Raw genomic sequence first — 22,893 nt, 5'->3', positions numbered from 1 at the left:
CGCTCGTCGCGCGAGGCCCTGCATTTCACGCACAACACATTGCCGCTCGCGTCTGCGCGAATCCCTCGCGATAGCGAGCGGCGAGGTGCGTGGCCGTGCGCCGCAGCAACGTGCGGTCGATCGTCAGGGCATGGAGCATTGCTTGCGAAAGTGCCTCGATCCCGACACTGCCCGGCACGCACGCTGGCTCCCACGTCGCGGCAAACGCGGACTGTTTGGTCGTGTCGTTCGCGCGCGCCGGATGGAAGAAGTTCACCCGCGGCAAGCCGAACGCCAGCGCGACGATCCGTCCGTGCAGGCTGCTTCCCGCGTAGGCCGTGGCGTCTGCGATCAGTGCGCAGATGTCCCATATCTCCAGCGAACGGAAGAGTTGCGTACGTGAGACCTTCATCCGTGCCGCAATCCGCTCGTAGCAGGCCATATCGTCATGCCAGGGCGCCGCACCCGCTCGAAAGAACACAATACCAAGCCCGCTCTCGTTCGACACGCGATCGAGCTCGCGCGCAAGCACATCGAGCGTTCCTTCGTCGCCGAAATCCGCACTGAACTGCACGGCGACATACCCCTCGGGAAACGCCCTTTGCAAATCCGCCACGCCGCTTCGTTCCTTGCACGCGCGAATGTTCGTGCCGAACAGCTCCGTCACCATCACCGCCGGATCCGGCACGAGCCGCGCGAGAATGCCTGCTGCGGCGAGCCCGTTCTGGGTGTGGATGTCACGCACGCTGACGTCGTCGGCTTGCGCGAGCTTCGACAGGACTTCTGCTCGCATCCCGGGATCGAGTCGCTCCACATCGACGCCGCCGGCCGCTTGATAAGTGACGCTCGACGCACAGGGAAACATCTCGCGAGACGTCATGTAGGGGGCAAGCGCATCGAGACCCGTCAGCGCACGTGCCCACGCGCGTCGCTCGTCGTTGTGCGTTTCCAGTCGCGCGATGACCTTCTGTGCCTGGTCCCACGGCAGCAGCATCACCGCCGCCTCCCAGTCGCCGCAAGTCAGGATCTCGCCGCCTGCGTGCACGATATGCACACGGTCCTTGCCGCGTTCGGAGGCCAGTTGCGCGAGCGCCTGAACAGCGTGGCCGCCGTGGACGCGCAGGTCGCGCTCCGCGAGCCCGGCGAAGATCACGTCGTCGCACGCAAGCAGTTTTGCGACGACGTGAGGGAACAGCAGGTCACCCAGGTTGTGGCGATCGAAGGCGCCGAACACCACGACCGCATCATGTTTTCCTGTGTCTCGCATCATGATTCGGGCCCCGACCTCCCTCGGTACGAAGTCGCCGCTTGTCGCGCCACTCCTCCACCTGCCAGGCGGTCAGTCCAGGCAGAAAGACGATGATGTCACGAATACGGCGCGCACCCGCGAGCGCGAGGCAAAGCTGCGGATGGAAACCAAGCACCGTGCCGATCAGCAGAAATCCACCTTCCTGAACGCCGAGTGCGCCAGGCACAAAGAACACGACGCTACTGAGCGCCTGGATGAGCGACTCGAGTACGACTGCCTGCAGGAAACCTGCTTTTGCCGACAGGAAATAGAGCGCGAGCCATAGCTCGAGCGCCGTTCCGATGCATTGGAGTGATTGCCAGATGAGCAGGTAACGGATGATGACGCCGGGCTGATGCCAGAGCTCACTGATCGATTGATCGATGCGCACCGACTCGCCGACGAGCGAGCGGAACTTGCCGCTCGTGATGCGATTGAAAAGTTTCGTGAGCCGCGCGAACGGACTCGCTCGCTGCACGAACGAAAACGCCAGGAGCAGAACCGCCAGAATGGCGATGCCGCCTCCGAGCCTGGCTGCGAGGTGCAACGCCCTGGAGCCGGCATGGGCGATCAGATAACCGATGGCCGCAATGGCGAACAGCATTTCGCTGATGAGCGTGAGCTGGAGGTCGACGACGAGGCTCGCCATGGCCGGGGCAGGCTCCATGCCCCGTTTGCGCATCATGCGAAACGTCACGACTTCACCGCCCACTCGGGCAACGGGCAACATGCCGTTCACGGACTCCCGAATCCAGACGAGACGCAGTACCGCGAACAGCTTCGGGCGTATCGCGCCGCGCATCAGCATTTGCCAATTCCTTGCGTTGGCGAGCATCGGCAGAACGTGGACCATCCCTGCAAGCGCGAGCCCGGCGCCGGCCGCGCGCATCAAACCAAGCACCTTCTGCGCGTCGGCGTGCCAGACGAGCCAGACCGCGATGGCCAGGCCAGCAAGTGCGGCAGCCCGGGCGAGATATTTCATAAGCTGGCGCGAGCGTAGTGTCAGTCGCTTTGAAGCGGCAACAATAGACTTTTGCGTCCACTTCGGACATCGAGGCGCAGCTGCGACTCTCCCGATAACTTTTCACCGAGAATCCGGCATATCGCACCTCGGGCCCCTATTCGAGCTGTCGCATAACTCGTTCCCCGCGCGGGGAGAATGGTGGTGTGATTAGCGACCGTGACGAAGTCCCCGCTGCGCGCTGCGGTGCTCAGCGACAGTCACTGGCGAAGCTGTTCGTGCACACGATTGCCGAGCGGCGGCGCAGGCGGCCCACCCAACGTATGTAGGTCGTCAGATACGTTGTCTGTGCACCGGTCAGCGGACCCGTGCGAACGCTCGCAGCACGGCGTCGCCGCGCGGCGTCACGCGAGGTAACCGGAAGCCCGGCCCAATTGGCTCATTCGCAATCAACTGCAGTTCGCGGAGCGCGCCAAGCTCTGCCCGATCCGAATCAATTCGTTCAGGCGCATCCTTCAACAGCAGCAACGTGGCCACTTCGTGCGGGCTCAACATGTCGTTTACCTCACGGCGGGAACGAAGGAACGGGCGACCAGATCCGGCCACGGCTGCATCGGCAGCACGCGAATACCGGACCCGGCAGGATTGGTGGAAGCTCGTCGCCTATCGGGTTGACGAGCGACGTGTGCGAGGCGGACCTCGTCGTTGCGCCGTGTCAGGCGTCGCCTTTTCGACGCGCTCGAGAAAGGCGCGGACCATTTCCCCGACCTGTGCCTCGGCGACGGACACGCGGTCCGGCTGCACTTCCGGCGGCACGGCCGCGCGCATCATCGCGTCGACGCCCGTTGCGCAGGCCGGCAGGCCAGCGGGCCTGGTGTCCTCGTGGAGCTCACGCTCGTCGTCGTGATCGCCGCCGGCGTGGCACGGTCTGATTGTTTCAGACGCGATATCCATCCAGCCGCGGGTGTATCCGGCGAACTGCAGGGTGAGCCAAGGCATCACATCCGCTTGACGTCTGAGGAACTGTTCAGGCGTCTGGGCGCGCAATACGCTTTCCCAGTGCAGCGCGGCACCCGTGACCGCGGACCTGTATGTATCCACGTTCAGCCGTATCAGCGCGCAATAACCGGCGAGGAACAGGTTGGGCAGTTGCGACACGTCAGTCGGAACGGATAGGGTAAATGGCATCTGTTTTGGGCTGCTCACGGAATATCTCTCAGGTTCTCGCGGACACGGCGATCGCTGCCACTGCGATTCGTGAAGGTCGTTCCCACACCTGGCCGTTGGCCAGGCAGACGGTCTGAAGCCGTCTTAGAGCCGTCATTCTAACTTTGTTAAGTCGCACTACGATTTTTACGAGCCAGGGAGTTTCCCCAATATGTGGGAAATTGACGCCTGTGATGAGTGGCGGCGACCATGGTCATTGATAGCAAACCCGTCGCGCGCCGCACGACGCGACGGGAATACCGCGCGGCGCGTTGCGAGCCTCGTCATGCAAACGCTACGACGCAGCAAACAGAACCTCAACCGCCGACGTGAAAGCTCCGCTGAAACGTCGCCCGAGGAGCCCACTACAATGGACGCTATCCAACATACGAATGCGACCTGCCGTGCATCTTCCCTCGCGCCGTCGAGCGCAAAAACGAACAGCCCCGTCAGCCTGGATCGCCGCATGCGTCGCGCTTCTTTTGTTGTCGCCGCCCATCCTTGCCCAGGACGAAAAGCCCGGTATCGCCTTTTCCTCGTTCGAGCCCGGCGCATCGCTGCCCGCGGGCTGGAAGAACCTGCCGGTCGTGCGCGGCAAGCCCATCACGCAATACACGCTCGTTCACGACGACCACACCACTGTGCTGCAGGCGGACGCGAACCGCTCTGCGTCCGCGCTGATGCACGACGGTGATATTGACCTCGCTCGCACTCCCGTCGTGGCATGGCGCTGGAAAGCGGATAGACCGATCGAAGGCGCCGATAACCGCGTGGCGTCGAAGGAAGACGCGCCAGCGCGGCTGGTGTTCATGTTTGCCGGAGACAAGAGCAAGCTGTCGCTTTTCGACCGGGCGAAGATGGGGCTGGCCAAGCAACTGAGTGGCGAAGATCTGCCCTATGCCACGTTGATGTACGTGTGGTCGACCACCGCCGCGCCGGGTACCGTCATTGCCAACCCTCACACGAACCGCGTACAGATGATCGTGGTCTCCGGTCTGCCTGGCGATGCGGGTCAGTGGCAAAGCCTGCGCCGCAATATCGTGCAAGACTATGAGCGGGTCTTTCACGAACCGCCAGGACGAATCACAGGCTACGGGCTGCTGACCGATACCGACAATACCGGTGCCACGACACGCGCCTGGTACGGAGACATCCAGTTCCTTCCCGGGCCTTGATCACCGGGTGCCATCGAGTTGATCGCGCCCGTCGGCGCGGCGTGGCCGGCTGTGTGTCCCGCGCGCTTTACCCGTGCCGATGCGCGTCCGCAGGCCAATGCCGTTCATGCGTACCCCATCGTGGTTCCGCCGGCTGCATGCCCTCTTCCACGAACGCGTCGACGGACCACGTATCGACGAACTCGTTTCGCGCCTTGCGGCGTTTGGCGACCTGGAAGTCCTGTTCCGCCACCTGAATCGCCTTGATGTTCAGCCGGTGCGCGAGCGCCGCGTCACGAAGATCGGGGGAATGGCCACGAGCGCAGCCGCGCTGCGGGCCGAGACGATGGTTGCCGCGCGGGAACGCGCGTTGCTCGATGTGCATCGTCAACACGGAATGCATAACGGAGACACCCATGGGCTGCGCGTTTTTCGCGGCCGAACGGCGCGTCCAGCGGGGCGAGCGTCTATGTCCCGGTCGCGGACGAGATCGACTATCCCGCCGATCTGGAGGCCGCGCGCAACCGCCGGCAAAGCAGACGTACGTGGCAAGCGTTCAGTTGTGGGAGAAAAGCGATGTCCATTCAGGAATATGCGCCGTATCGCGGCTGCAATATCGAGGTGAACGTTACGCTATCGAAGACGCATTGGCTCGGTGGCAAATATCGCCGTTATCGCGTGTCATGGACCGTGACGTTGCCCGGCAATCCGGAACAGGAACTGCTGAGTTTTCCGGAACAGTTCGATTTTCTGACCGAGCATGAAGCGTTCAAGTATGGAGAAAATCGGGCGCACACCTTTGTCGATTCGATGTTGTCGACGCCTTCTCAAAGGCGCAGGTTCCGAGACGCGGTCGCTCGGCCCGCAACGCGCCAGGACGTTTTTTAATGGCGCGTCGCCGCGTTTGCCTATGATCCCTTCGAGCTTCGTGCGGCAGACAGAAGCGACCGGAGACACCGGGTCTTCCTGGAAGTCTTGCGACAATCGCAACACCATCTCGCTATCTGGCCTGTTTGCCTTGCCGGTCAACTGCGTAGCGTCGGCAATGCTCCAGATATTCTGGCTTGGTTTGCGACGGTCAATTCAACCAGCGGGTTTCGAACCGCTTGATCGTGCCACCGGGTAGCGACCAGCGCGACGGGCAAGCAGCGTGCGCGCAAGCTCCGTAAAGCCCTCGCTCGCGCGACGTCGCCACCGACAGGCCGGTCCATCGATGTTTGAACACGATGCGCGCAGAGCGACGATGTTGTTCGGGGGACAGAAAGGTAAATACAATGCGACGCATGGCCGGTTTATCGTTGACGTTTTTTCGACGCAGGAGAAACATCGCACGAGATCGGAGCAGCCCCGTCCATTCCGCTGCCCCCAAGTGTCGCGTTGCGCGCGGTAATCAGGAAAACATCGTCGTGGCTGATCATGCGGCGGCATCTTCCATTACTGCCCTCCTGGCGGAGTCTGAATCAAGGCTGGCCGCGTCATCAACTCCTTTGCGGGTGACCCGCGGAAACGAGGTGCGAGTTGTGCCAATCCGAGCGAGCACGCATGCGGGACTCCCATGAGCCGGTAGCCGCCGGGCTTCGAAGCACGTCCTGGACGCCGACGCTCAGCGGCTCGCTGCTCGCGCTCGTGTTCTGGTGGCAGTCACTGACGCCGACACTGATTCCGCGGTCGTGGGGAACGCAAACCGTGGTCGGCGCGTTCTGTCTGGCCATCGGCTATGGGATAGGCACATTGGTCGGCCGCGGCGTGCATCGGCTGCTGGAGCGATGGGGGCGCGTGGCCGGCAGCGAGATCCGACGGCGCAGCTGGATCGTTCTGGCAGCGGCGTGGCTCATTGCACTATTCGTTGGCTCGAAGCTATGGCTCGGCTGGCAGAACGAGCAGCGTAGTTTCATGGGGATGGCGCCGATCGCCTGGTTCGACGCCGTGCTGGTGAGCGTCCTGTCGCCGTTGAGCGCGGTGTTGCTGGTAGTCATCGGGCGATTGACGGCGCGCGGTGTCGCCGCAGTCAAGCAGGTCGTCCAGGGTCACGTGCCCCCGATCGTTTCGGTGCCGGCAACAGCGCTGCTCGTCATCGTGATTGGCATGGCGCTCGCTCGCGCAGTGGCGCTTCCCGCCCTCAACACGGCCGCCAACTTCGTCCACGGGCGGGCGAACGAAGACACCGCTGAAGGAATCGTGGCCCCCACGTCGCCGGCGGTGTCGGGCAGCAGCACGTCGTTCGTCGCATGGGACACCTTGGGCCGCATGGGGCGCGGCTTCGTGGCGACAGCGACAAACAAGCAAGAGCTTGCGAAGTTCCACGGGACTGATGCGAGACTGGTCGATCCGGTGAGGGTCTACGTGGGAGTGCGTTCCGCGGACTCCCTCGAGCACAGTGCGCAGATTGCGGTCCGCGAGCTCGAGCGCGCGGGCGGGTTCGAGCGGAAAGTGCTGGTCGTGTGGATACCCACCGGCACGGGCTGGATAGTCCCCAAAGCCGCGGCTTCGCTGGAGCAACTGCACAGTGGCGACACGGCGATCGTGGCGATCCAATACTCTTTCCTGCCTAGCCGACTCGCCATTTTCATGGATGCTGGTCTCGCGAACGAGGCGGGTATCACGCTCTTCAACGCGGTTCGCGCCCGATGGTCGATGCTCCCGCCGAAACGACGGCCAAAGCTCGTTCTGTTCGGCAAGAGTCTCGGCGCCGCGGGGGTGGAAGCGCCTTTCGTCGGGAAAGACGCCTCTGCCTCGGTGGCCAACATGATGGCCCGAACGGATGGCGTGCTGATCGTCGGCGCCAAACAAAGCAACCCGATCCATTCGCAACTCACTCGCGAGCGCGATAGCGGGTCGCCCTTCTGGCAGCCGATCTTCAATGGGGGGCGTTCGGTACGGTTCTTGAACCGCGATCCGCATCAGGTGGCATTGGACGCCGACTGGCCGGCCCCGCGAATCGTGTACCTTCAGCATCCGGCCGATCCGGCCGTGTTCTGGAGTGCCAGTGCGTTCTGGTGGCCGCCAGAATGGCTGGCTCGGCCACGTGGCTTCGACGTGCCTGACGCCATGCATTGGTTTCCCATCGTTTCGGGCGTTCAGGCGGTGGGCGATCTGATTCACCAACTCGGCGTGCCGGCGGGTTTTGGTCACAACTACTCGTCGGAGGACTACGTCAACGGCTGGGCCAGCGTGGTGCCTCCCGAGGGCTGGACGCACGCCGATACCGAACGACTGGCCCGGTTCCTCGACCAGATTGCCGGCGATGAATCAGAGCCGTGACCGAACTGAAGGCGAACGGATTGGGGCAGTGCCGTTGCAGCTTGCGGCGCGCACCGCAGAACACGGTCTGGCTAACGCCAGGCTCGTGTGAACTCGCCGACCACGCGCGCCAGATGCGCCTGCATCGCCGTGCGCGCGGCGTACGCGACCGGCTCGTCCGAACCTGCGGCTTTTCTGTCCGGCATGCCGATCCGCCGCGCGAAGTTCGCCAGCTATACGCTGGCCGGCCTGCTCACTGCGATCGGCGGCCTATTCCTGACGTTCTTCACCGACACCGTCGAAGCGAGCCTCGGCAGCGCCAACTCGTACACGCTGTTTTCGATCGCCGCAGTGGTGATCGGCGGCGTGTCGCTGCTCGGCGGCAAGGGCAGCGCGATTGGCGCGATCTTCGGCGCATTCGCGTTTCGCTCGATCGGCGACCTGCTGTTCGTGTTCAACGTCGATGCGCTGTGGCAGCCGCTATTCCAGGGTGTGATTCTTCTGCTCGCTGTCGCGATCGGCGCATGCGGGCTGTTCAAGGTACGCAACCGTCTGGAGTGGTTTCAATGAGCCACGTTTCAGCGACCAGTCGGACCACGTTCGTGTCGAGGCTCACGCGCAGAATCGACAAACCGGTCGTGATCGCGTTCGCGTGCATCGTCGCGCTGCTGCTCGTCGGCGGGATGTATTCGCGCAACTTCACGTCGCCGGAGTACATCCTGCTGCAACTGAAGGTCGGCGCGTTCCTCGGCATCATCGCGACCGGCCTGATGATGGTGATCCTGCTCGGCCACATCGACCTGTCGCTGCCGTGGACCATCACCGTCGGCGCAATGCTGGCGTGCGCGGTAGCGGGGCACGGCGAACTCGGACGGATCCTCGCGATACCGGTCGGGATTGGTTGCGGCGTGCTGATCGGCGTCGTCAACGGCATCCTCGTTGCGCTGCTGCGCATTCCGTCGATGATCGCAACGCTCGCGACCAATGCGGTCGCACAGGGCATCATGATCGTCTATACCGGCGGATCGTCGCCGCAGGATTCCGCGCCACAGGTGATGCGATGGCTCGCGGCGGGCTGGCTCGTACCGGGCGTGCCGAATGCCGTCGCGCTATGGCTCGTGATCGGCGGCGCCACGGTGTTCCTGTTGTCGCGTACGACCTTCGGCCGCACGCTGTACGCGATCGGCAATACCGAACGCGCGGCGTATCTGTCCGGCATCAATACGCGGCTCGTGACCGTGGCCGCATTCGCCGTGTGCAGCGCCTTCGCGGCGTTCGGCGGCGTATTGCTCGCCGGTTATGCATCGAAGGCAGCGCAGTCGATGGGCGATGCCTACCTGTTGCCGGCGATCGCGGCAGTCGTGCTCGGCGGCACATCGATTCTGGGTGGACGAGGTTCATACCTCGGCACCGTGGCTGGCGCGATCCTCATCACGCTGCTGCAGTCGATCCTTTCAGTCGCGCAGATGCCCGAGGCGGGACGTCAGATCATCTATGGCGCGGTGATAGCGGCAATGTTGCTGCTGTATGGGCGCAGCAAGCGGGAAGCGTAGGTTTGAGTCGATCCGCTGGCGCGTCCTCCCGGCCCACCAACGGCAACGGCTCCGAGCCTCTCGACTACCCTGCCAAGCGCAAGCTCATCCATGAGCATCCACCCACGCGCGCGCCCAATCCAGGCCTGCATGGTGGGCTTCCTCCTCGCTATCGAATAGTCCCAGAATGCCTGATGCTTCGATCAGCTTTCCGCCTCGCGTAATGGTTCCGCTCGCCGCATAGCGCTCCGGTTGCAGGATGCCTTCGCCTTCCTGCTGAAGGATGGCATGCCCCCACAACGTGTACCCGTCGTAGTCGATCGTCTCCATTAGCGCACGACCCTGACGGATGCGGCGCGAGTCGTCACTCGAAGCATGTTCGCGCGTGCCTCTGGTGGATTCCAGAGCTCAGCGTAGTCCGATGCGTGCGCGCCCGTGCAAGGCGTCATGATCGGAACCGTGAATCCTGTCTTTTTCAAGATTTCTCCTTTCCAGTGATTTTCTTCAGCGGCTCGTCGCAACTGTCACTTTGTCCGGCACATCCAGCCTCCCTGCCGAAGCAGGTCGGGAATTCAGGCAAACAGAGCGAGTCAGCTGCGATGCAGTATGGCCGAGTGTGTCATTCACCGCCTTGAATCCGTTTCGATTGCCGCAGCGCGGAAAAGACGCCTGGGCATTGAGACCTCACTTGCGGGGAGCTATCGCGGAGACTGGTCGTTCGCTCGCCGCGGTCGACGAGCGTTTCGCGCTGGTCGGCGCGCGTTGAAGATGTGACATTGTATCGTCAGCCTGCGGGAGTCCTGATAGTCGCCCCCGATAGCGTCACATCCGCTGAATATGTGTGCCGCGAAACGAGTCGACGAAGGAACGTTTCGTGCGAGCGCTACAGCATCCCTGGTTTCCCGACGGTCAGGCGAATGCACTCTTCCCCCGACAGGGGCACCGCGCCCCGCGCCGCACAAGGTAATACGCACGCTGCCTCGTCGCAGCCCGCCCGCTCGTGGGCCGCCGATCTGCGGCCGGGGCTGGCAAGTCTCGGCTGCGATAACGATCCCAGCGGGATCGCCACATATTCACTCGCGGGCGCGTGGTACGGCTACGACCTGCTGTGGACCTGCGTGCTGTCGTATCCGTCGATGGTCGCGTTGCAGCTGGTCTCGACGCGTGTCGCCGCCGTCACTGGACATGGCCTGACCGCGAACATGCGCGCGCACTATTCGCCGGTGTTCTTCTATTTGGCGGTGGCGCGGTTCGTGATTGCCAATACGCTGAATATCGCCGTCAATGTGATGGCGATGGCCGCGGTCGTGCAACGCTTCACTCATGGGCCGCTTTGGTTGCTTGCCCTCGCATGCGGTTGCACCTCGATTACGTTGCAGTGGTTCATTCCCTATCCGCGCTATGCGCAGATGCTCAAATGGTTGATGCTGCCGATGCTCGCGTATGCCGGCGTGCTGCTGATCGTCGATGTGCCTTGGCACACGGTCGTGCTGCGCTCGCTCGTGCCGCACGTCGAGTGGAAAGAAGATTTCGTCACGATGCTGATGGCCGTGCTCGGTACGACGATGAGTCCCTATCTGCTTTTTTCGCAGGCCGAGCAGGAAGCACAGGAAGAACATCGACAGCACGAACAGCACGCGGCGCGAGGCGATCGACGTTCGTCAGAGCAGCTTCGCCGGGCGCGCATGCAGACCTTGACGCGCACCGCGCTATCGAGCGTGGCCGCATTGTGCATCATGATTGCGGCTGCGGCGACGCTGCATGGTGCACAGACGCGGCCCGGCGAGCCCATGGAGCTTTCCAGGGTGCTCGAACCGCTAGTGGATGGCTACGCCGGCACACTGCTTGGGCTTGCACTGATCGGCTCAGCGCTGCTCGCACTACCTTCGCTTGGGGGTTCCGCTGCGCAAGCGGTCGCGAGTTCGTTCGACTGGCCCCATGGCCAACGGCGTGATCGGCGCATTGCTGTTCTGCTCGTTGCGCTCGCGGGGCTCGGGACGCTGCTTGGCGTTGCGCTCGGCCTATGGCACGTCGACCCTGTCAAGGCGCTGTACTGGAGCGCCATCGTCAACGGTATGACGATTACGCCCGTGCTGGTGCTTCTGGTGCTGCTGAGTGCGAAACGAGAAGCGGTCGGCGAAATCGTCGCGCACTGGTCGTTACGCGCGCTCTGCTGGCTCGCGACCCTGATCACCGGTGTGGTCGTGGTCGCGCACTTCGTGCTCGAAGTGGCGGAGCGCGTGTCCTGATCCACACCTGGATCCGCGAGGTATTGCTGCACGAAGCCGATCAGTTCCAGATTGGAGTCGCGGCTGACAGTCGCAAAACCGATCAGCCGTTCGAGCAGCGCACGGCTCGACAACTCACTCATCGCCGGGCACTCCGTAGCTCGGCGCCGCAGTTGGATTCAACGCGCGTGCGATGTAGTCCCGCATCTGCGGCCGATACGCTTGCCAAAGCGCGGCAAGTTTGCCGATCGGATCGTCGTCGGCCCAATCGACACGCAGATCGACGCTCGGCCAGACGTGTGTATCGACGATCTTCAGAGCCGCCGAATGCACGGGCCCTGCTTCTCCGCCAGCTTCGACGGCCGCATGCATCGCGTGCAGCAGACGATCGGCGAGCACGCCTTGTGCGCTCTCGAACGCTTTCACCATCGCGTCGATCACCGGCTTGCCGGCGAGCAGATTGCCCGCTGCCACACACTGATTTCCCGCGACGGCGTGATGCACGCCGAGTGCTTCCTTGCCGGTGAACATCGCGGTTCGCCCCTCACTGTCGACCACCGTCACCTGCCGGTATTCGCTCCATTCGCTCGCGCCTAGCGCCCGTTCGAGTGCCGTATCCGCCGCGATACGCTCGCTTTCCAGCAGATCGAGAATCTGCGGCCCGAGCGCGGGCAGCGTCACGTTCTGCGTCGCCACCGCACCGACGCCCGCGCGCGCCCACGGACACCTCGCACCCACCGCAATGCTCGACGAACTGATCGCGATACCGAGCTGACCGGTCTTGCCACAACGTCCGACGATCGAGAATGTCATGGCTAGCTCCTCATGCCTGAGATGGCTTCCAGTTGTCCGGAATCACGGCGATCACGTCGATTTCCATCAGCCATTGCGGCTGGCCGAGCGCGCTGACGCACAGCCCCGTCGAAATCGGATACACGCCCTTCAGCCACTTGCCGACTTCCTGGTACACCGGCTCGCGATAACGAGGATCAGTGATGTAAGTCGTCGTCTTGACGATATGCGACAGGTCGCTGCCCGCTTCCTCGAGAAGTTGCTTGACGTTCTTCATCGCCTGCTCGGCCTGCGCGCTCGGATCGCCGAGACCGACGAGGTTGCCGTCGAAATCCGTACCGACCTGGCCGCGCACATAGACCGTATTGCCCGCGCGAACCGCCTGGCAAAGATCGTTATCGAGCGACTGGTTCGGGTACGTATCCTTCGTATTGAACATGCGGATGCGGGTATGCGTAGGCATCAGTTCACTCCCACTTCTTTGGTGTTCGGCGCGTGCGATTCGTCGCACGCGGTATCGGTTGGATTCGCGCCATGCACGCCGCGTGCGTCCTGCCGACGCTGCGACGTGTCGCGATACGCGAGGTATTTGCGCTGGGTGACGATGTGATCGGCGATGTGCTTTGCGTCGTGCCAGACGCCCCAGATAAACGACGACGCGCGCCGCGACAACCACGGCAAGCCGAGGAAATACACGCCCGGTTCCTTCGATACACCGCGCTGATGCTGCGGCTTGCCCTTATCGTCGAACGCGTTCACGTGCAGCCAGCTGAAATCGACGGCATAGCCGGTCGCCCAAATGATCGTGCTCACACCCGCCTTCTTCAGATCCAGTTCCGGGAGCGGATGCGTCACGCACTCCGGGTCGGGTGGAATCAGGCGTGCGTCGGGGTCTTCCGGCAGGTCCACGCCGTTGCGCTCGACGTAGTCGTCGGCTGCGTCCAGTAGCGACCTCAGGTTTTCGTCGCCACGCGTCAGATTGGCGGCGAGGTCCTGTTCGAAGATCGCGACGCCATTCGCGAACGATTTCGTCGTGCCGACCAGCATCATGCCCTGATGAGCGAGCCTGCGAAAATCGATGGTCTGGCCGCCATACGCGCCGCTGACGGCAATGGTCACATGCTCGCGTCCCGGCACGGCGACTTCCTTGTCCCATTCGCCGAGTACACCCAGCCACCAGCAGAAATCGCGACCGCGATAGGCGCGCGGCGGACGGTCATGCGCACCGACGGACAGATAAACCTTGCGGCCCGCGCGTTGCAGTTCGTCCGCGATCTGCACGCCGGACGACCCCGCGCCAACCACGAGCACCGCGCCTTCGGGCAGCTGCGCCGGGTTCCGATAGTGGGCCGAATGAAGCTGCGTGAGCTCGACGTCCTGTGGCGCGATGGGGGGAATGACGGGCCGCTGGAACGGCCCCGTCGCAACGACCACGCGACGGGCTTCGATCGTGCCATCGGACGTTGCGACCGTAAATCCTGCCCGGCCCTTCAGACGCTCGACGCTCGTGACTTCGACGCCCGTGCGGATCGGCGCATCGAACTTGCGCGCATAGGCCTCGAAGTAATCGGCGACCTGATCCTTGGCGGCGAACCCATCAGGATCGAGTCCTTCGAACTCCATGTTAGGGAAGCGGTCGTGCCAGGCGGGACCATTGGCGACCAGTGAATCCCAGCGGCAGGTACGCCAGCGTTCGGCAATGCGGTCGCGCTCCAGCACGAGATGGGGTACGCCGAGTTTGCTCAGGTGTTCGCTCATTGCCACGCCCGCCTGACCCGCGCCTATGACCAGCGTGTCGATCGACAATTTTTCAGCCGACATGGCCTTCTCCTTCTGAAAAGCGCTCTGGATTCAGGTCACACTCTCTCTTCGGTCGGACAGAATGTACGCCGCGCGGCGGGCAACAAAAACTATATTTTAAAAATGCTTTGCATCGTTTTTCGCTATGCAATCGACAATTGGCAAGCGACAATCGGTTCGACCGAACACGGAGCAACTGATGGACGGCAACTCGATACGCTACTCGTTGCGTCAGCTCAGGTATTTTGTCGTCACGGCCGAGACGCTTTCGTTCACCGCCGCGGCAAAGCGCCTGCACATTTCGCAGCCGTCTATCTCGACGTCGCTCGCGGATCTGGAGGAATCGTTCGGCGTCCAACTGTTCATCCGCCATCACGCCAGCGGGCTGTCGCTCACGCAACCGGGCCGCGATCTGCTCGGCCACGCTCGCAATCTGCTTCAGAACGCCGAAGAATTGCAGCTGACCGCGAAGGAAATCGACGGCGGCATGTCGGGCTCCATCTCGCTGGGCTGCATGGTGTCGCTGGCCCCGCCGCTGATGCCAGGCATCATCAGCCGCTTCGTGCGGGACTATCCGGCGGTCACCTTCCGTACGACGGAAGCGCATCAGGACACGCTTTTGAGCGGCCTGCGCGACGGCTCGCTCGATATCGCGCTGACCTACAGCCTCGATATCGCCGATGGAATCGCGTTTACCCCGCTGCTTTCGCTGCCACCGTATGTCATCCTGCCTAAAACACACAGGCTTGCACGGGCCCGCAAAGTGTCGCTGGCCGATCTGCTGCCCGAGCCCTATGTGATGCTGGACCTTCCGCATAGCCGCGAGTACTTCTCCGCGCTGTTCGACGCAGTCGGCAGCCGCCCTACCGCGGCTTTCCGGTCGTCACAGCCTGAAGTGGTGCGTGGCATGGTTGCCAACGGCTTGGGTTACAGCATACTCAACTTCCCGCTGAAGTCGACCCGAACAGTGGACGGCGAAGACTTCGTGATTAAACATTTCAAGGAAAGCGTCAATGCGACGACGCTTGGCATCGCACTATCGGGCGCCGTCAAGCCGCGCGAGGTTGTGAAGCGCTTCTCGGCATTCTGTGAAACGTATATTCGGCGCCTCCATATCGGTTAGCGGCCCGGAAAGCCTCTCGGCATAGGCTTGAGCTATGCACTGCGTGCAAAAACAATATTTTACCTAGCAATTTGGATTGTTAGATTGGTGCTCATCGGATGCACACACTGATGGGGGGCCCCCTATGTCAGCCATTCTTCAGTCGACGGACACTGAGCTCGACATCGTTCGCGCCCTGCGCGAGAACTGCGAGCGTCCGTTCGGGGATGCACACGCAATGCCGCCGGCCGTCTACACGTCGGAGGCGTTTCTCGCGCTCGAACGGCGCGACGTGTTTCGCAACGAGTGGTTGTGCGTGGGCCGCGCGAGCGCGCTCGCACAGAGCGGCGACTATCTGACCGCGCAAATCGACGACCAGCCGGTGTTCGTGCTGCGCGATGCGAGCGGTGCGTTGCGCGCATTCTCGAATGTTTGCCTGCACCGGATGTCGGTATTGCTTGAAGGGCGCGGCAACGTGCGCCGGATCGTGTGCCCCTATCACGCATGGAACTACACGCTCGATGGTTCGCTCGCGGGCGCGCCGTTGATGGATCGGCAGCCGGGCTTTTGCATGGAACAATACAAGCTGCCTGCCGTGCGCTGCGAGACGTGGCAAGGCTGGATCTACGTAACGCTCAACGCGCATGCGCCTTCGGTGGAATCACATTTGTTCGGGCTGACGAAGCTGATCGAGCCGTACGGCATGAGCAACTACGTCGAGACCTTCCACGAAGAGCACGTGTGGGACACCAACTGGAAGATCCTCGCGGAAAATTTCATGGAGAGCTACCACTTGCCGATGCTGCATCGCGCAACGGTCGGGCCGCACTCGAAGCTCGAAGAAATGGAATGTCCGCCGGGCTTGCCCGCGTTCAACTATCACTGGATCACGAAGGAAGCGTCGCTGCCGATCGGCAACGCGCATCCCAGCAATACACGTCTGCAAGGGCACTGGCGCCGTACCACCGCGCTGCTGGCGATCTACCCGACACACCTGATCACGCTGACGCCCGGCTACTTCTGGTATCTGATCCTGCAGCCGCGGGGCGTCGGCCGCGTGCATATCCGCTTCGGCGGCGGCCTCGCACCGGATTTCGTCGACGATCCGCGGGCCGCCGATTACATGGCTACGCTGAAGACGCTGCTCGACGAAGTCAACGCCGAGGACCGGCGCGGCGTCGAGGCCGTATTTCGCGGCGTGCACGCGCCACTCGCGAAGCCTGGCCATCTGAGCCCTCTGGAACGGCCGAATTACGACTTCGCCCGCTATCTGGCGGGACGCCTGGGCGCGAAGTGATTTGCCGCCCCACGTGGACCGCCAACACTCTGCCGAGTTACTCATGTCAAGCCAACCATTTATTTCGTTCGACGGCGTCAGCAAGTCATACGACGGCGTGCATAGCGTCGTCGAGGGACTCGATCTCGATGTCGCGCACGGTGAATTCGTTTCGCTGCTCGGTCCGTCCGGTTCCGGCAAGACCACGACACTGATGATGCTCGCGGGATTCGAAGCGCCGACGCGCGGCGAAATCCGCCTCGGCGGCAAGCGTCTGGACGACAAGCCGCCGCATCGGCGCGATATCGGCATGGTGTTTCAGAACTATGCGCTGTTCCCGCACATGACGATTGCCGAGAACGTCGCGTTTCCGCTGTCGGTGCGCAAGATAAGCCGTAGCGAACAGAAAACGCGCGTGACGCGCGTGCTGGACATGGTGGAGTTATCGCATCTGGCGGGCCGGCGTCCGTCGCAACTGTCGGGTGGTCAGCAGCAGCGCGTTGCGCTTGCCCGCGCGCTGGTTTTCGAGCCGAGCGTGGTGCTGATGGACGAGCCGCTTGGCGCGCTCGACAAACGCCTGCGTGAAACCATGCAATACGAAATCATGCGGCTGCATCGCGAACTGTCGCTGACGATCGTCTACGTGACCCACGACCAGAACGAAGCGTTGACGATGTCGGACCGCGTCGCCGTGTTTTCCGATGGACGCATCCAGCAGGCCGCCGCGCCGACCGAACTCTACGAAAACGCGGCGAATGCGTTCGTTGCCAATTTCGTCGGCGAGAACAATGGACTGACCGGTCGCGTCGATTCCGACGGCGGGGAATGGGCTGCGATGCAACTGGCCGACGGCAGCACTGTGCGCGGACGCCCAGGCGCGGGGCTCGCGTCGGGCGACACGGCGGTGCTGGCGCTGCGTCCCGAGCGCGCGCACATCGCGGCGACGCCGGACGCCGTGCAGGAAGCGACCCGGCAGAACATGAACGTCGTGCACGCGCTCGTCGAGGAACTCGTCTATTGCGGCGATCATCATCGCGTGCATTTGAAGCTCGGTCATGGCGAAAGCATGGTGGTCAAGCTGCCGAACACACAGCACCATGACCTGCCCGCGCTCGGCCGTCAGACCGCCGTGACCTGGCGGCGCGACGACTGCAAGGTGCTGCCCGTCATGGCGCCCGCGCCGCATTCCGCCGCCGCGTCCGGCGGCGCCGACTATTCCACTGTTGCCGTTCCCTCGTCCGCCTCGCCACTTATCGCAGGAGCCAACTAGAAATGAAGACCACACTCTCGTCCTTCCGGACCACCATCGCGGCGTGCGCGCTCGGGGTGTTTGCCACGGCCACGGTTCACGCGGCCGAAACGATTTCCGTCGTCACCTTTGGCGGTGCGTATGAAGCTGCCGCGAAAAAGGCATGGTTCGAACCGTTCACTGCGAAAACCGGCGACCAGTTCTCCACCGAGTCCTACGATGGCGGCCTCGCCAAGCTGCAAGCGATGGAACAGTCGAAGAACCCGACCTGGGATCTGATCGACCTGGAAACCAACGACGAGATCACCGCGTGCGACGAAGGCCTCATCGCCAAGTTCGACAAGAAGTTGCTCGGCAACACCAGTGACTTCCTGCCGGGCTCGATTAGTGATTGCGCCGTCGCGGCGATGGTATGGTCCACCGTCTATGCGTATGACACCAGCAAGCTGAAATCTGCGCCGACCACCATCAACGATTTCTTCGACCTCAGCAAGTACCCCGGCAAGCGCGGCATGCGCAAGTCGCCGAAGGTCGCGATGGAATGGGCCTTAATCGCCGATGGCGTGGCACCCAAGGACGTGTACAAGACCCTCTCCACGCCTGCTGGCGTCGACCGCGCGTTCAAGAAGCTCGACACCATCAAGCCGAGCATCGTCTGGTGGGAGGCGGGTGCGCAGGCGCCGCAACTGCTCGCCGACGGCGCGGTCGTCATGACGCAGGCGTACAACGGCCGCATCGACGACGCCGTGCACAAGGACAAGAAGCCCTTCAAGATCGTCTGGGATGCACAGGTGTACGACTACGAATGGTGGGCCGTGGTCAACGGCGCGAAGCATGCCGACGCGGCGCGGAAGTTCATCGTCGCATCCTCGACACCGCAGGCCTATGCGGACCTGACGAAGTACATCGCGTACGCTCCGCCGCGCAAGGACGCCATTCCGCTGATCGACAAGGCGCGTCTGAACGATCTGCCGACGGCGCCGGAGAACTTCAAACGCCCGCTGCAAATCAACGCGACGTTCTGGGCCGACAACGCGGATGCGATCAACAAGCGGTTCCAGAACTGGCTGACGCAGTAGCGCCAGATCGAACGAACGTCACCCGGGAGATCGAGCACGATGAATACGCCGCTGCCATCCACTGCCTCTTTTGGCCGCGATCCGCAGGCCGCGAACCGCGAGTCGTTCCGCGCCGCGCGCCGCAAGGCCGCGATGCGCGCGTTGCTGCTGGCTTTGCCGTTGCTCATCTTTCTGCTGGTGACGTTCGTCGCGCCGATCGCGAGCCTGCTCGCGCGCAGCGTGCGAAACCCTGAAGTGCGCGCCGGCATGCCGCAATTGAGCACGGCGCTGGCCGGATGGGACGGTGCGGGCGTACCCGGCGAACCGGCCTTTGCCGCACTCGCGCACGACCTGAAGGACGCCAGCGAATCCGGCCAGCTCGGCAATATCGCGCGACGCATGAACTTCTCTCAACCAGAGTTCCGCAGCCTGCTGTTCAAGACGGCGCGTGCCACACGTTCGCAAACGCCCGCGCAATGGAAGCCCGCCCTGATCGAGCTGGATGAACGCTGGAACACACCGGAAACCTGGCGACTCCTCAAGCGTGCGTCGATCTCGCCCACGCCCGACTATTTGCTGAACGCCGTCGACGCGCAAGTCGCGCCCGATGGCTCGGTGACGTCCGTCGCGGCGGACAGCGCCATCTTCCGCGCGGCCTTCGGACGCACGGTCACGATCAGTGCGACGGTCACGCTGCTGTGCCTGGTGCTGGGTTATCCCGTGGCGTATCTGCTCGCGACATTGCCGGAGGACCAGAGCAACCGGCTGATCCTCTTCGTGATCGTACCGTTCTGGACATCGCTGCTGGTGCGGACCACCGCGTGGTATGTGCTGCTGCAACCAGGTGGTGTGATCAACGGCGCGTTGCTCCGCTTTGGGCTCATCAATCATCCGTTGTCGCTGATTTTCAATCGTACGGGTGTGTTGATCGGCATGACGCACATCCTGCTGCCATACATGATCCTCGCGATCTTTTCGGTGATGAAAGGTGTCCCGCCCGTGTACATGCGCGCGGCGAAATCCCTCGGCGCGCATCCGGCTGTGGCCTTCGTGCGAGTGTATATTCCGCAAACGCTGCCGGGTGTCGGCGCGGGATGTTTTCTCGTGTTCGTGCTCGCGCTCGGTTATTACATCACCCCCGCCCTGCTAGGCGGCGCCGGCGACGAAATGATCAGCCAGCTGATCGCGTCGCAGACCAACGATCAGCTCAACTGGGGACTCGCGGGTGCGTTGTCGTGCTATCTGATCGCATTCACGGCGGTGTTCTATTTCATCTTCAACCGGCTGGTCGGTATCGACCGCTTGCGCTTCGGCTAACGCGCCGCGCAACCGACGCTAATGGGTTGTCGCTCCTTCGTATGGTTGATCAACAGGCAGACTCAGATGAAAGACGGACGAACCCGGCTACTCTCGGAACGCATCGCGGGCGCGGGACTGCGCGTGCATTGCGCGCTCATTTTCTTTTTCCTCGTCGCGCCGATCCTCGCGATCGTGCCGCTGTCGTTCAACTCCGGCTCATTCTTCTCGTACCCGATGCAGGGCTTCTCGCTGCGCTGGTACGCGCAGGCGCTGAGTTCGCCGGACTGGCAACGCGCGTTGGCGAACAGCATCGGCATCGGCGCGGCGTCGACGCTGATCGCGACGGTGCTCGGCACGCTCGCCGCGCTCGGCTTGAGCCGCACGCAGTTTCCTTACCGCTCGATCATCATGCCGATCATCGTGTCGCCGATGATCGTGCCTATCGTTGTCGTCGCGGCAGGGTTTTATCTGGTCTTTTCGCCGCTCGGCCTGGTCAATTCGTATCTCGGCGTCGTGCTTGCGCATGCCGCGCTCGGTACGCCCTTCGTGGTGATCACCGTGACGGCTTCGCTGCTGTCGTTCGATCAAAGCCTGCTTCGCGCTGCGTCGGGGCTGGGCGCGCAACCGTGGGTCGCGTTTCGTCGCGTCACGCTCCCACTGATCACGCCCGCCGTCGCAACGGGCAGTGTGTTCGCATTCGCGACGTCGTTCGACGAAGTGATCGTCATTCTGTTCATTGGCGGCCCCGAGCAGCGCACCGTGCCGCGGCAGATGTGGAGTGGCATCCGTGACCAGATCGACCCGTCGATCCTTGCCGTGGCCACACTGCTGATGGCGTTCGCCATCGCCCTGTTCGCCTGCATGAACTGGTTGCGCAAGCGCGCAGCGGCGGCCAGCCGCTCGTTTGGCTGAGCCGACCGTTGTGCCGGCATGATGCCGTGGACATGCAACTTGACGACCTCCCTGTAACCGTCGACCGTTGCCAGCCTCGTTGCGGCAAAGCCGGAACCCTTGGCGCGGTCCGTCCTTGGCTGTTAGTTGCGCTTTTAAAAAGAAAAATATTGAGCGCCTGACTGTGTGGCGATATGCTTCGCATCGCTGCTCAACCACATGCAACGACCGAGGGTCGCGAAGGAAACGACAAAATGCGATTGCGACGCATCACCGCACGACGCTCACCAGTGCATGGCATGGGACTGTTTGCCCTGCAGCCGATCGCCCCGGGCGAACGGGTGATCGAGTACAAGGGGGAAGTGACCAGTTGGCGGCGCGCCGCCGCCCGTCAGCGAGCCGACGCGGGCCACACCTTCGTGTTTGGGCTGTCCAGCGGACGAGTGATCGACGGCAGCCGCGGCGGCAACAGCGCCCGCTTTCTGAACCATGCGTGCGCCCCCAACTGCGAGGCCATCGAGACGGGCGACCGGGTGTTCATTCATGCGCTCGCCACGATCGCACCCGGGGAGGAGCTTTTCATCAATTACGGTCTGTCAGTGGACGGCGCGGTCACCGACGACATTCGCGCCCAGTACGCGTGTCATTGCGGCGCGCCGGCATGTCGTCGAACCATGCTGGGAAATGACGGACAGTCGTCGTAGTCCTGCCGCCGCGCAGACGCTTCGATGAGCGATTCCTGCGGCGGTTCATCCGACGCGCCTGCCGCGTCTGTGGTGCGCGTCGATGTCTGGAACATGGCCTCGGCGTCGATCGCCGCATGGTCGCCCCGTCGCGCTGCGTCGCGTTTCAAGGTACAACGTCACAGCGCAAACAGCCGCCCAAGCTGAGGCTCGCAATCTCCCACGCCGGCGAGCCGCAACGCGTGCCACGCCATCGCGTAGTTGCTCGATATCACGGGCTTGCCGATCGCCGCCTCCAGCTCCGGAATCAACCCGGCGATGCGCAAGCTCGTGCACGATACGAAAATCGCGTCCACGTCACGATTGCGCGCAAGTCGCTCAACACCAGTTCGCAATGACACCGCGTCGATCCGCGCCACTTCGTTATCGTTCGCATGCTCGAACGACGCCATGCGCGTAATGCCGTGACCACGCGACTCGATATAGTCGCGCATGTATTCGTTGATCGAACGCACATAGGGAGTAAGCAGGGCCGTACGTTGGACGCCAAGTGCGCGAAGCGCCGCCAGCGCCGCGGTGATCGGCGTAGTGCACGCGGCGTCCGCACGCGCTTCGCGAATCCGCGCGAACACCTTTTCCTCCCCAATCACCATCGACGCGGACGTGCAGCCAAACGCCACCACATCGATACGCTCGGCCGGACGGATCAGCGCGACCGCCGGTGCAATACGGTCCTCCATTTCCGCTAGCCGTTCGGGCGTGATGTCCGCCGAGTTATACACCCGGCTTTCGTAGAACGCGACGCCGTCCTGCGTCAGCAAGCCCCGCCACTCATGCTCGATCGTATGATCGGTGGCGAGCACCACGAGCCCAATCGCGGCACGACGGCAGACGCCGTCGTCCAGCGTGAAATCGAGCTTCGTGTACACGTCGTCATGCGGTGCAATCGCACTCATTTCGGAGTCATCCTGTCATGTCGGGTTCGGGCTCGCGAGTCTCTGGCGTCACTGCCTCTTAAAGGTAGGGGATTGCCGGCGCCTTTGTGTAATGGTTTATACGCAAATACCCTATACCGTCCAACGCACACCGGCTTCTATCATGAAAGAAGCGCTTTAGTGTCAGCGCTCCGGTGAAACCAGCAGTCACGCCGTTGAC

General features: G+C 62.9%; 24 protein-coding genes and 1 pseudogene. 12 read left to right on the top strand and 13 right to left on the bottom strand.

Annotated features, from left to right (window positions below; genetic code table 11):
• Nucleotides 1-25: 25 nt before the first annotated feature.
• The 4 genes from HWY30_RS01540 to HWY30_RS01525 form a co-directional block, all read right to left on the bottom strand.
• Nucleotides 26-1,249: a polysaccharide pyruvyl transferase family protein gene (locus HWY30_RS01540; protein ID WP_167368793.1), complete on the bottom strand. Its 1,224-nt coding sequence runs from the start codon at nucleotides 1,247-1,249 to the stop codon at nucleotides 26-28.
• Nucleotides 1,224-2,249 (bottom strand): lysylphosphatidylglycerol synthase domain-containing protein, encoded by a 1,026-nt coding sequence (locus tag HWY30_RS01535; RefSeq protein ID WP_090811015.1) that lies wholly within the window; start codon nucleotides 2,247-2,249, stop codon nucleotides 1,224-1,226. Before HWY30_RS01535 ends, HWY30_RS01540 begins: the two co-directional genes overlap by 26 nt.
• Before the next feature lie 336 nt (nucleotides 2,250-2,585).
• Complete coding sequence (locus HWY30_RS01530) at nucleotides 2,586-2,783, bottom strand: hypothetical protein (RefSeq protein ID WP_090811013.1); 198 nt, start codon at nucleotides 2,781-2,783, stop codon at nucleotides 2,586-2,588.
• A gap of 108 nt (nucleotides 2,784-2,891) precedes the next feature.
• Nucleotides 2,892-3,386 carry a phasin family protein gene (locus tag HWY30_RS01525; RefSeq protein WP_244144737.1) on the bottom strand — a complete coding sequence of 165 codons (495 nt, stop codon included), beginning with the start codon at nucleotides 3,384-3,386 and terminating at the stop codon, nucleotides 2,892-2,894.
• A gap of 452 nt (nucleotides 3,387-3,838) precedes the next feature.
• Between HWY30_RS01525 and HWY30_RS01520 the strand changes: the two genes are divergently transcribed.
• Nucleotides 3,839-4,609, top strand: a complete 771-nt coding sequence (locus HWY30_RS01520) for a DUF3047 domain-containing protein (protein ID WP_244144736.1) — start codon at nucleotides 3,839-3,841, stop codon at nucleotides 4,607-4,609.
• A gap of 67 nt (nucleotides 4,610-4,676) precedes the next feature.
• Here HWY30_RS01520 and HWY30_RS41365 read toward each other — a convergent pair whose 3' ends face one another.
• The 3 genes from HWY30_RS41365 to HWY30_RS01505 form a co-directional block, all read right to left on the bottom strand.
• Nucleotides 4,677-5,006 carry a hypothetical protein gene (locus HWY30_RS41365; RefSeq protein ID WP_244144735.1) on the bottom strand — a complete coding sequence of 110 codons (330 nt, stop codon included), beginning with the start codon at nucleotides 5,004-5,006 and terminating at the stop codon, nucleotides 4,677-4,679.
• A gap of 263 nt (nucleotides 5,007-5,269) precedes the next feature.
• Nucleotides 5,270-5,617 carry a hypothetical protein gene (locus HWY30_RS01510; RefSeq protein WP_167368792.1) on the bottom strand — a complete coding sequence of 116 codons (348 nt, stop codon included), beginning with the start codon at nucleotides 5,615-5,617 and terminating at the stop codon, nucleotides 5,270-5,272.
• A 49-nt stretch (nucleotides 5,618-5,666) separates the two neighbouring features.
• Nucleotides 5,667-5,915: a hypothetical protein gene (locus tag HWY30_RS01505; protein ID WP_143037295.1), complete on the bottom strand. Its 249-nt coding sequence runs from the start codon at nucleotides 5,913-5,915 to the stop codon at nucleotides 5,667-5,669.
• Between the two features lie 215 nt (nucleotides 5,916-6,130).
• Between HWY30_RS01505 and HWY30_RS01500 the strand changes: the two genes are divergently transcribed.
• From HWY30_RS01500 to HWY30_RS01490, 3 genes are all read left to right on the top strand, one after another.
• Nucleotides 6,131-7,849, top strand: coding sequence for an alpha/beta-hydrolase family protein (locus tag HWY30_RS01500; RefSeq protein WP_244144734.1), 1,719 nt, complete (start codon nucleotides 6,131-6,133; stop codon nucleotides 7,847-7,849).
• 87 nt (nucleotides 7,850-7,936) lie between these two features.
• Entirely contained in the window at nucleotides 7,937-8,398 is a 462-nt protein-coding gene (locus HWY30_RS01495) for an ABC transporter permease (protein WP_244144733.1), read from the top strand.
• Nucleotides 8,395-9,381: an ABC transporter permease gene (locus tag HWY30_RS01490; RefSeq protein WP_090811005.1), complete on the top strand. Its 987-nt coding sequence runs from the start codon at nucleotides 8,395-8,397 to the stop codon at nucleotides 9,379-9,381. Before HWY30_RS01495 ends, HWY30_RS01490 begins: the two co-directional genes overlap by 4 nt.
• Nucleotides 9,382-9,465: 84 nt before the next feature.
• On the opposite strand, the gene HWY30_RS01485 is transcribed toward HWY30_RS01490, so the two are convergent.
• Nucleotides 9,466-9,690, bottom strand: a complete 225-nt coding sequence (locus tag HWY30_RS01485; protein ID WP_018422453.1) for a hypothetical protein — start codon at nucleotides 9,688-9,690, stop codon at nucleotides 9,466-9,468.
• Between the two features lie 587 nt (nucleotides 9,691-10,277).
• Between HWY30_RS01485 and HWY30_RS01480 the strand changes: the two genes are divergently transcribed.
• Nucleotides 10,278-11,609: an NRAMP family divalent metal transporter gene (locus tag HWY30_RS01480; protein WP_090811003.1), complete on the top strand. Its 1,332-nt coding sequence runs from the start codon at nucleotides 10,278-10,280 to the stop codon at nucleotides 11,607-11,609.
• Here HWY30_RS01480 and HWY30_RS41360 read toward each other — a convergent pair.
• From HWY30_RS41360 to HWY30_RS01465, 4 genes and pseudogenes are all read right to left on the bottom strand, one after another.
• Nucleotides 11,576-11,731: pseudogene (locus tag HWY30_RS41360) on the bottom strand (acetylornithine deacetylase); the annotation flags it as partial. The gene HWY30_RS01480 and the pseudogene HWY30_RS41360 overlap by 34 nt on opposite strands.
• The gene (locus HWY30_RS01475; RefSeq protein WP_090811001.1) at nucleotides 11,724-12,401 is read right to left on the bottom strand and encodes a DUF1028 domain-containing protein; all 678 of its coding nucleotides are present in this window, start codon (nucleotides 12,399-12,401) and stop codon (nucleotides 11,724-11,726) included. The gene HWY30_RS01475 and the pseudogene HWY30_RS41360, both read right to left, overlap by 8 nt.
• Before the next feature lie 10 nt (nucleotides 12,402-12,411).
• Complete coding sequence (locus HWY30_RS01470) at nucleotides 12,412-12,843, bottom strand: RidA family protein (protein ID WP_090811000.1); 432 nt, start codon at nucleotides 12,841-12,843, stop codon at nucleotides 12,412-12,414.
• Nucleotides 12,843-14,201 (bottom strand): flavin-containing monooxygenase, encoded by a 1,359-nt coding sequence (locus HWY30_RS01465; protein WP_090810999.1) that lies wholly within the window; start codon nucleotides 14,199-14,201, stop codon nucleotides 12,843-12,845. The genes HWY30_RS01470 and HWY30_RS01465 overlap by 1 nt, the downstream gene beginning before the upstream one ends.
• A 178-nt stretch (nucleotides 14,202-14,379) precedes the next feature.
• Here HWY30_RS01465 and HWY30_RS01460 point away from each other — a divergent pair, with 178 nt between their 5' ends.
• From HWY30_RS01460 to HWY30_RS01430, 7 genes are all read left to right on the top strand, one after another.
• Nucleotides 14,380-15,303: a LysR family transcriptional regulator gene (locus HWY30_RS01460; RefSeq protein WP_090811864.1), complete on the top strand. Its 924-nt coding sequence runs from the start codon at nucleotides 14,380-14,382 to the stop codon at nucleotides 15,301-15,303.
• A 124-nt stretch (nucleotides 15,304-15,427) separates the two neighbouring features.
• The gene (locus tag HWY30_RS01455; protein WP_090810997.1) at nucleotides 15,428-16,579 is read left to right on the top strand and encodes an SRPBCC family protein; all 1,152 of its coding nucleotides are present in this window, start codon (nucleotides 15,428-15,430) and stop codon (nucleotides 16,577-16,579) included.
• A 43-nt stretch (nucleotides 16,580-16,622) separates the two neighbouring features.
• Nucleotides 16,623-17,828, top strand: a complete 1,206-nt coding sequence (locus HWY30_RS01450; RefSeq protein WP_090810995.1) for an ABC transporter ATP-binding protein — start codon at nucleotides 16,623-16,625, stop codon at nucleotides 17,826-17,828.
• Between the two features lie 2 nt (nucleotides 17,829-17,830).
• Nucleotides 17,831-18,886 carry an ABC transporter substrate-binding protein gene (locus HWY30_RS01445; protein WP_090810993.1) on the top strand — a complete coding sequence of 352 codons (1,056 nt, stop codon included), beginning with the start codon at nucleotides 17,831-17,833 and terminating at the stop codon, nucleotides 18,884-18,886.
• A gap of 39 nt (nucleotides 18,887-18,925) precedes the next feature.
• Entirely contained in the window at nucleotides 18,926-20,182 is a 1,257-nt protein-coding gene (locus tag HWY30_RS01440; protein WP_090810991.1) for an ABC transporter permease, read from the top strand.
• Nucleotides 20,183-20,248: 66 nt separating this feature from the next.
• Nucleotides 20,249-21,076, top strand: a complete 828-nt coding sequence (locus HWY30_RS01435; protein ID WP_090810989.1) for an ABC transporter permease — start codon at nucleotides 20,249-20,251, stop codon at nucleotides 21,074-21,076.
• A 233-nt stretch (nucleotides 21,077-21,309) separates the two neighbouring features.
• A complete protein-coding gene (locus tag HWY30_RS01430) occupies nucleotides 21,310-21,759 on the top strand; it encodes an SET domain-containing protein (RefSeq protein ID WP_090811862.1) in 450 nt (149 codons plus the stop codon).
• Between the two features lie 158 nt (nucleotides 21,760-21,917).
• Here HWY30_RS01430 and HWY30_RS01425 read toward each other — a convergent pair whose 3' ends face one another.
• A complete protein-coding gene (locus HWY30_RS01425; RefSeq protein ID WP_090810987.1) occupies nucleotides 21,918-22,694 on the bottom strand; it encodes a maleate cis-trans isomerase family protein in 777 nt (258 codons plus the stop codon).
• Between the last annotated feature and the right edge of the window lie 199 nt (nucleotides 22,695-22,893).

The sequence above is a fragment of the Paraburkholderia tuberum STM678 genome, from assembly GCF_902833905.1.
In the GTDB taxonomy this organism is placed as follows: domain Bacteria; phylum Pseudomonadota; class Gammaproteobacteria; order Burkholderiales; family Burkholderiaceae; genus Paraburkholderia; species Paraburkholderia tuberum.
Note: the sequence above shows the minus strand (reverse complement) of the source record. Positions and strands in the feature narration are given on the sequence as shown.

Bases quoted from the DNA above. Each gene is read 5' to 3' on its own strand.
- HWY30_RS01540 (WP_167368793.1), bottom strand. From the start codon at position 1,249: ATGATGCGAGACACAGGAAAACATGATGCGGTCGTGGTGTTCGGCGCC.
- HWY30_RS01535 (WP_090811015.1), bottom strand. From the start codon at position 2,249: ATGAAATATCTCGCCCGGGCTGCCGCACTTGCTGGCCTGGCCATCGCG.
- HWY30_RS01530 (WP_090811013.1), bottom strand. From the start codon at position 2,783: ATGTTGAGCCCGCACGAAGTGGCCACGTTGCTGCTGTTGAAGGATGCG.
- HWY30_RS41365 (WP_244144735.1), bottom strand. From the start codon at position 5,006: ATGGGTGTCTCCGTTATGCATTCCGTGTTGACGATGCACATCGAGCAA.
- HWY30_RS01505 (WP_143037295.1), bottom strand. From the start codon at position 5,915: ATGTTTCTCCTGCGTCGAAAAAACGTCAACGATAAACCGGCCATGCGT.
- HWY30_RS01500 (WP_244144734.1), top strand. From the start codon at position 6,131: ATGCGGGACTCCCATGAGCCGGTAGCCGCCGGGCTTCGAAGCACGTCC.
- HWY30_RS01490 (WP_090811005.1), top strand. From the start codon at position 8,395: ATGAGCCACGTTTCAGCGACCAGTCGGACCACGTTCGTGTCGAGGCTC.
- HWY30_RS01485 (WP_018422453.1), bottom strand. From the start codon at position 9,690: ATGGAGACGATCGACTACGACGGGTACACGTTGTGGGGGCATGCCATC.
- HWY30_RS01480 (WP_090811003.1), top strand. From the start codon at position 10,278: ATGCACTCTTCCCCCGACAGGGGCACCGCGCCCCGCGCCGCACAAGGT.
- HWY30_RS01475 (WP_090811001.1), bottom strand. From the start codon at position 12,401: ATGACATTCTCGATCGTCGGACGTTGTGGCAAGACCGGTCAGCTCGGT.
- HWY30_RS01470 (WP_090811000.1), bottom strand. From the start codon at position 12,843: ATGCCTACGCATACCCGCATCCGCATGTTCAATACGAAGGATACGTAC.
- HWY30_RS01465 (WP_090810999.1), bottom strand. From the start codon at position 14,201: ATGTCGGCTGAAAAATTGTCGATCGACACGCTGGTCATAGGCGCGGGT.
- HWY30_RS01460 (WP_090811864.1), top strand. From the start codon at position 14,380: ATGGACGGCAACTCGATACGCTACTCGTTGCGTCAGCTCAGGTATTTT.
- HWY30_RS01455 (WP_090810997.1), top strand. From the start codon at position 15,428: ATGTCAGCCATTCTTCAGTCGACGGACACTGAGCTCGACATCGTTCGC.
- HWY30_RS01450 (WP_090810995.1), top strand. From the start codon at position 16,623: ATGTCAAGCCAACCATTTATTTCGTTCGACGGCGTCAGCAAGTCATAC.
- HWY30_RS01445 (WP_090810993.1), top strand. From the start codon at position 17,831: ATGAAGACCACACTCTCGTCCTTCCGGACCACCATCGCGGCGTGCGCG.
- HWY30_RS01440 (WP_090810991.1), top strand. From the start codon at position 18,926: ATGAATACGCCGCTGCCATCCACTGCCTCTTTTGGCCGCGATCCGCAG.
- HWY30_RS01435 (WP_090810989.1), top strand. From the start codon at position 20,249: ATGAAAGACGGACGAACCCGGCTACTCTCGGAACGCATCGCGGGCGCG.
- HWY30_RS01430 (WP_090811862.1), top strand. From the start codon at position 21,310: ATGCGATTGCGACGCATCACCGCACGACGCTCACCAGTGCATGGCATG.
- HWY30_RS01425 (WP_090810987.1), bottom strand. From the start codon at position 22,694: ATGAGTGCGATTGCACCGCATGACGACGTGTACACGAAGCTCGATTTC.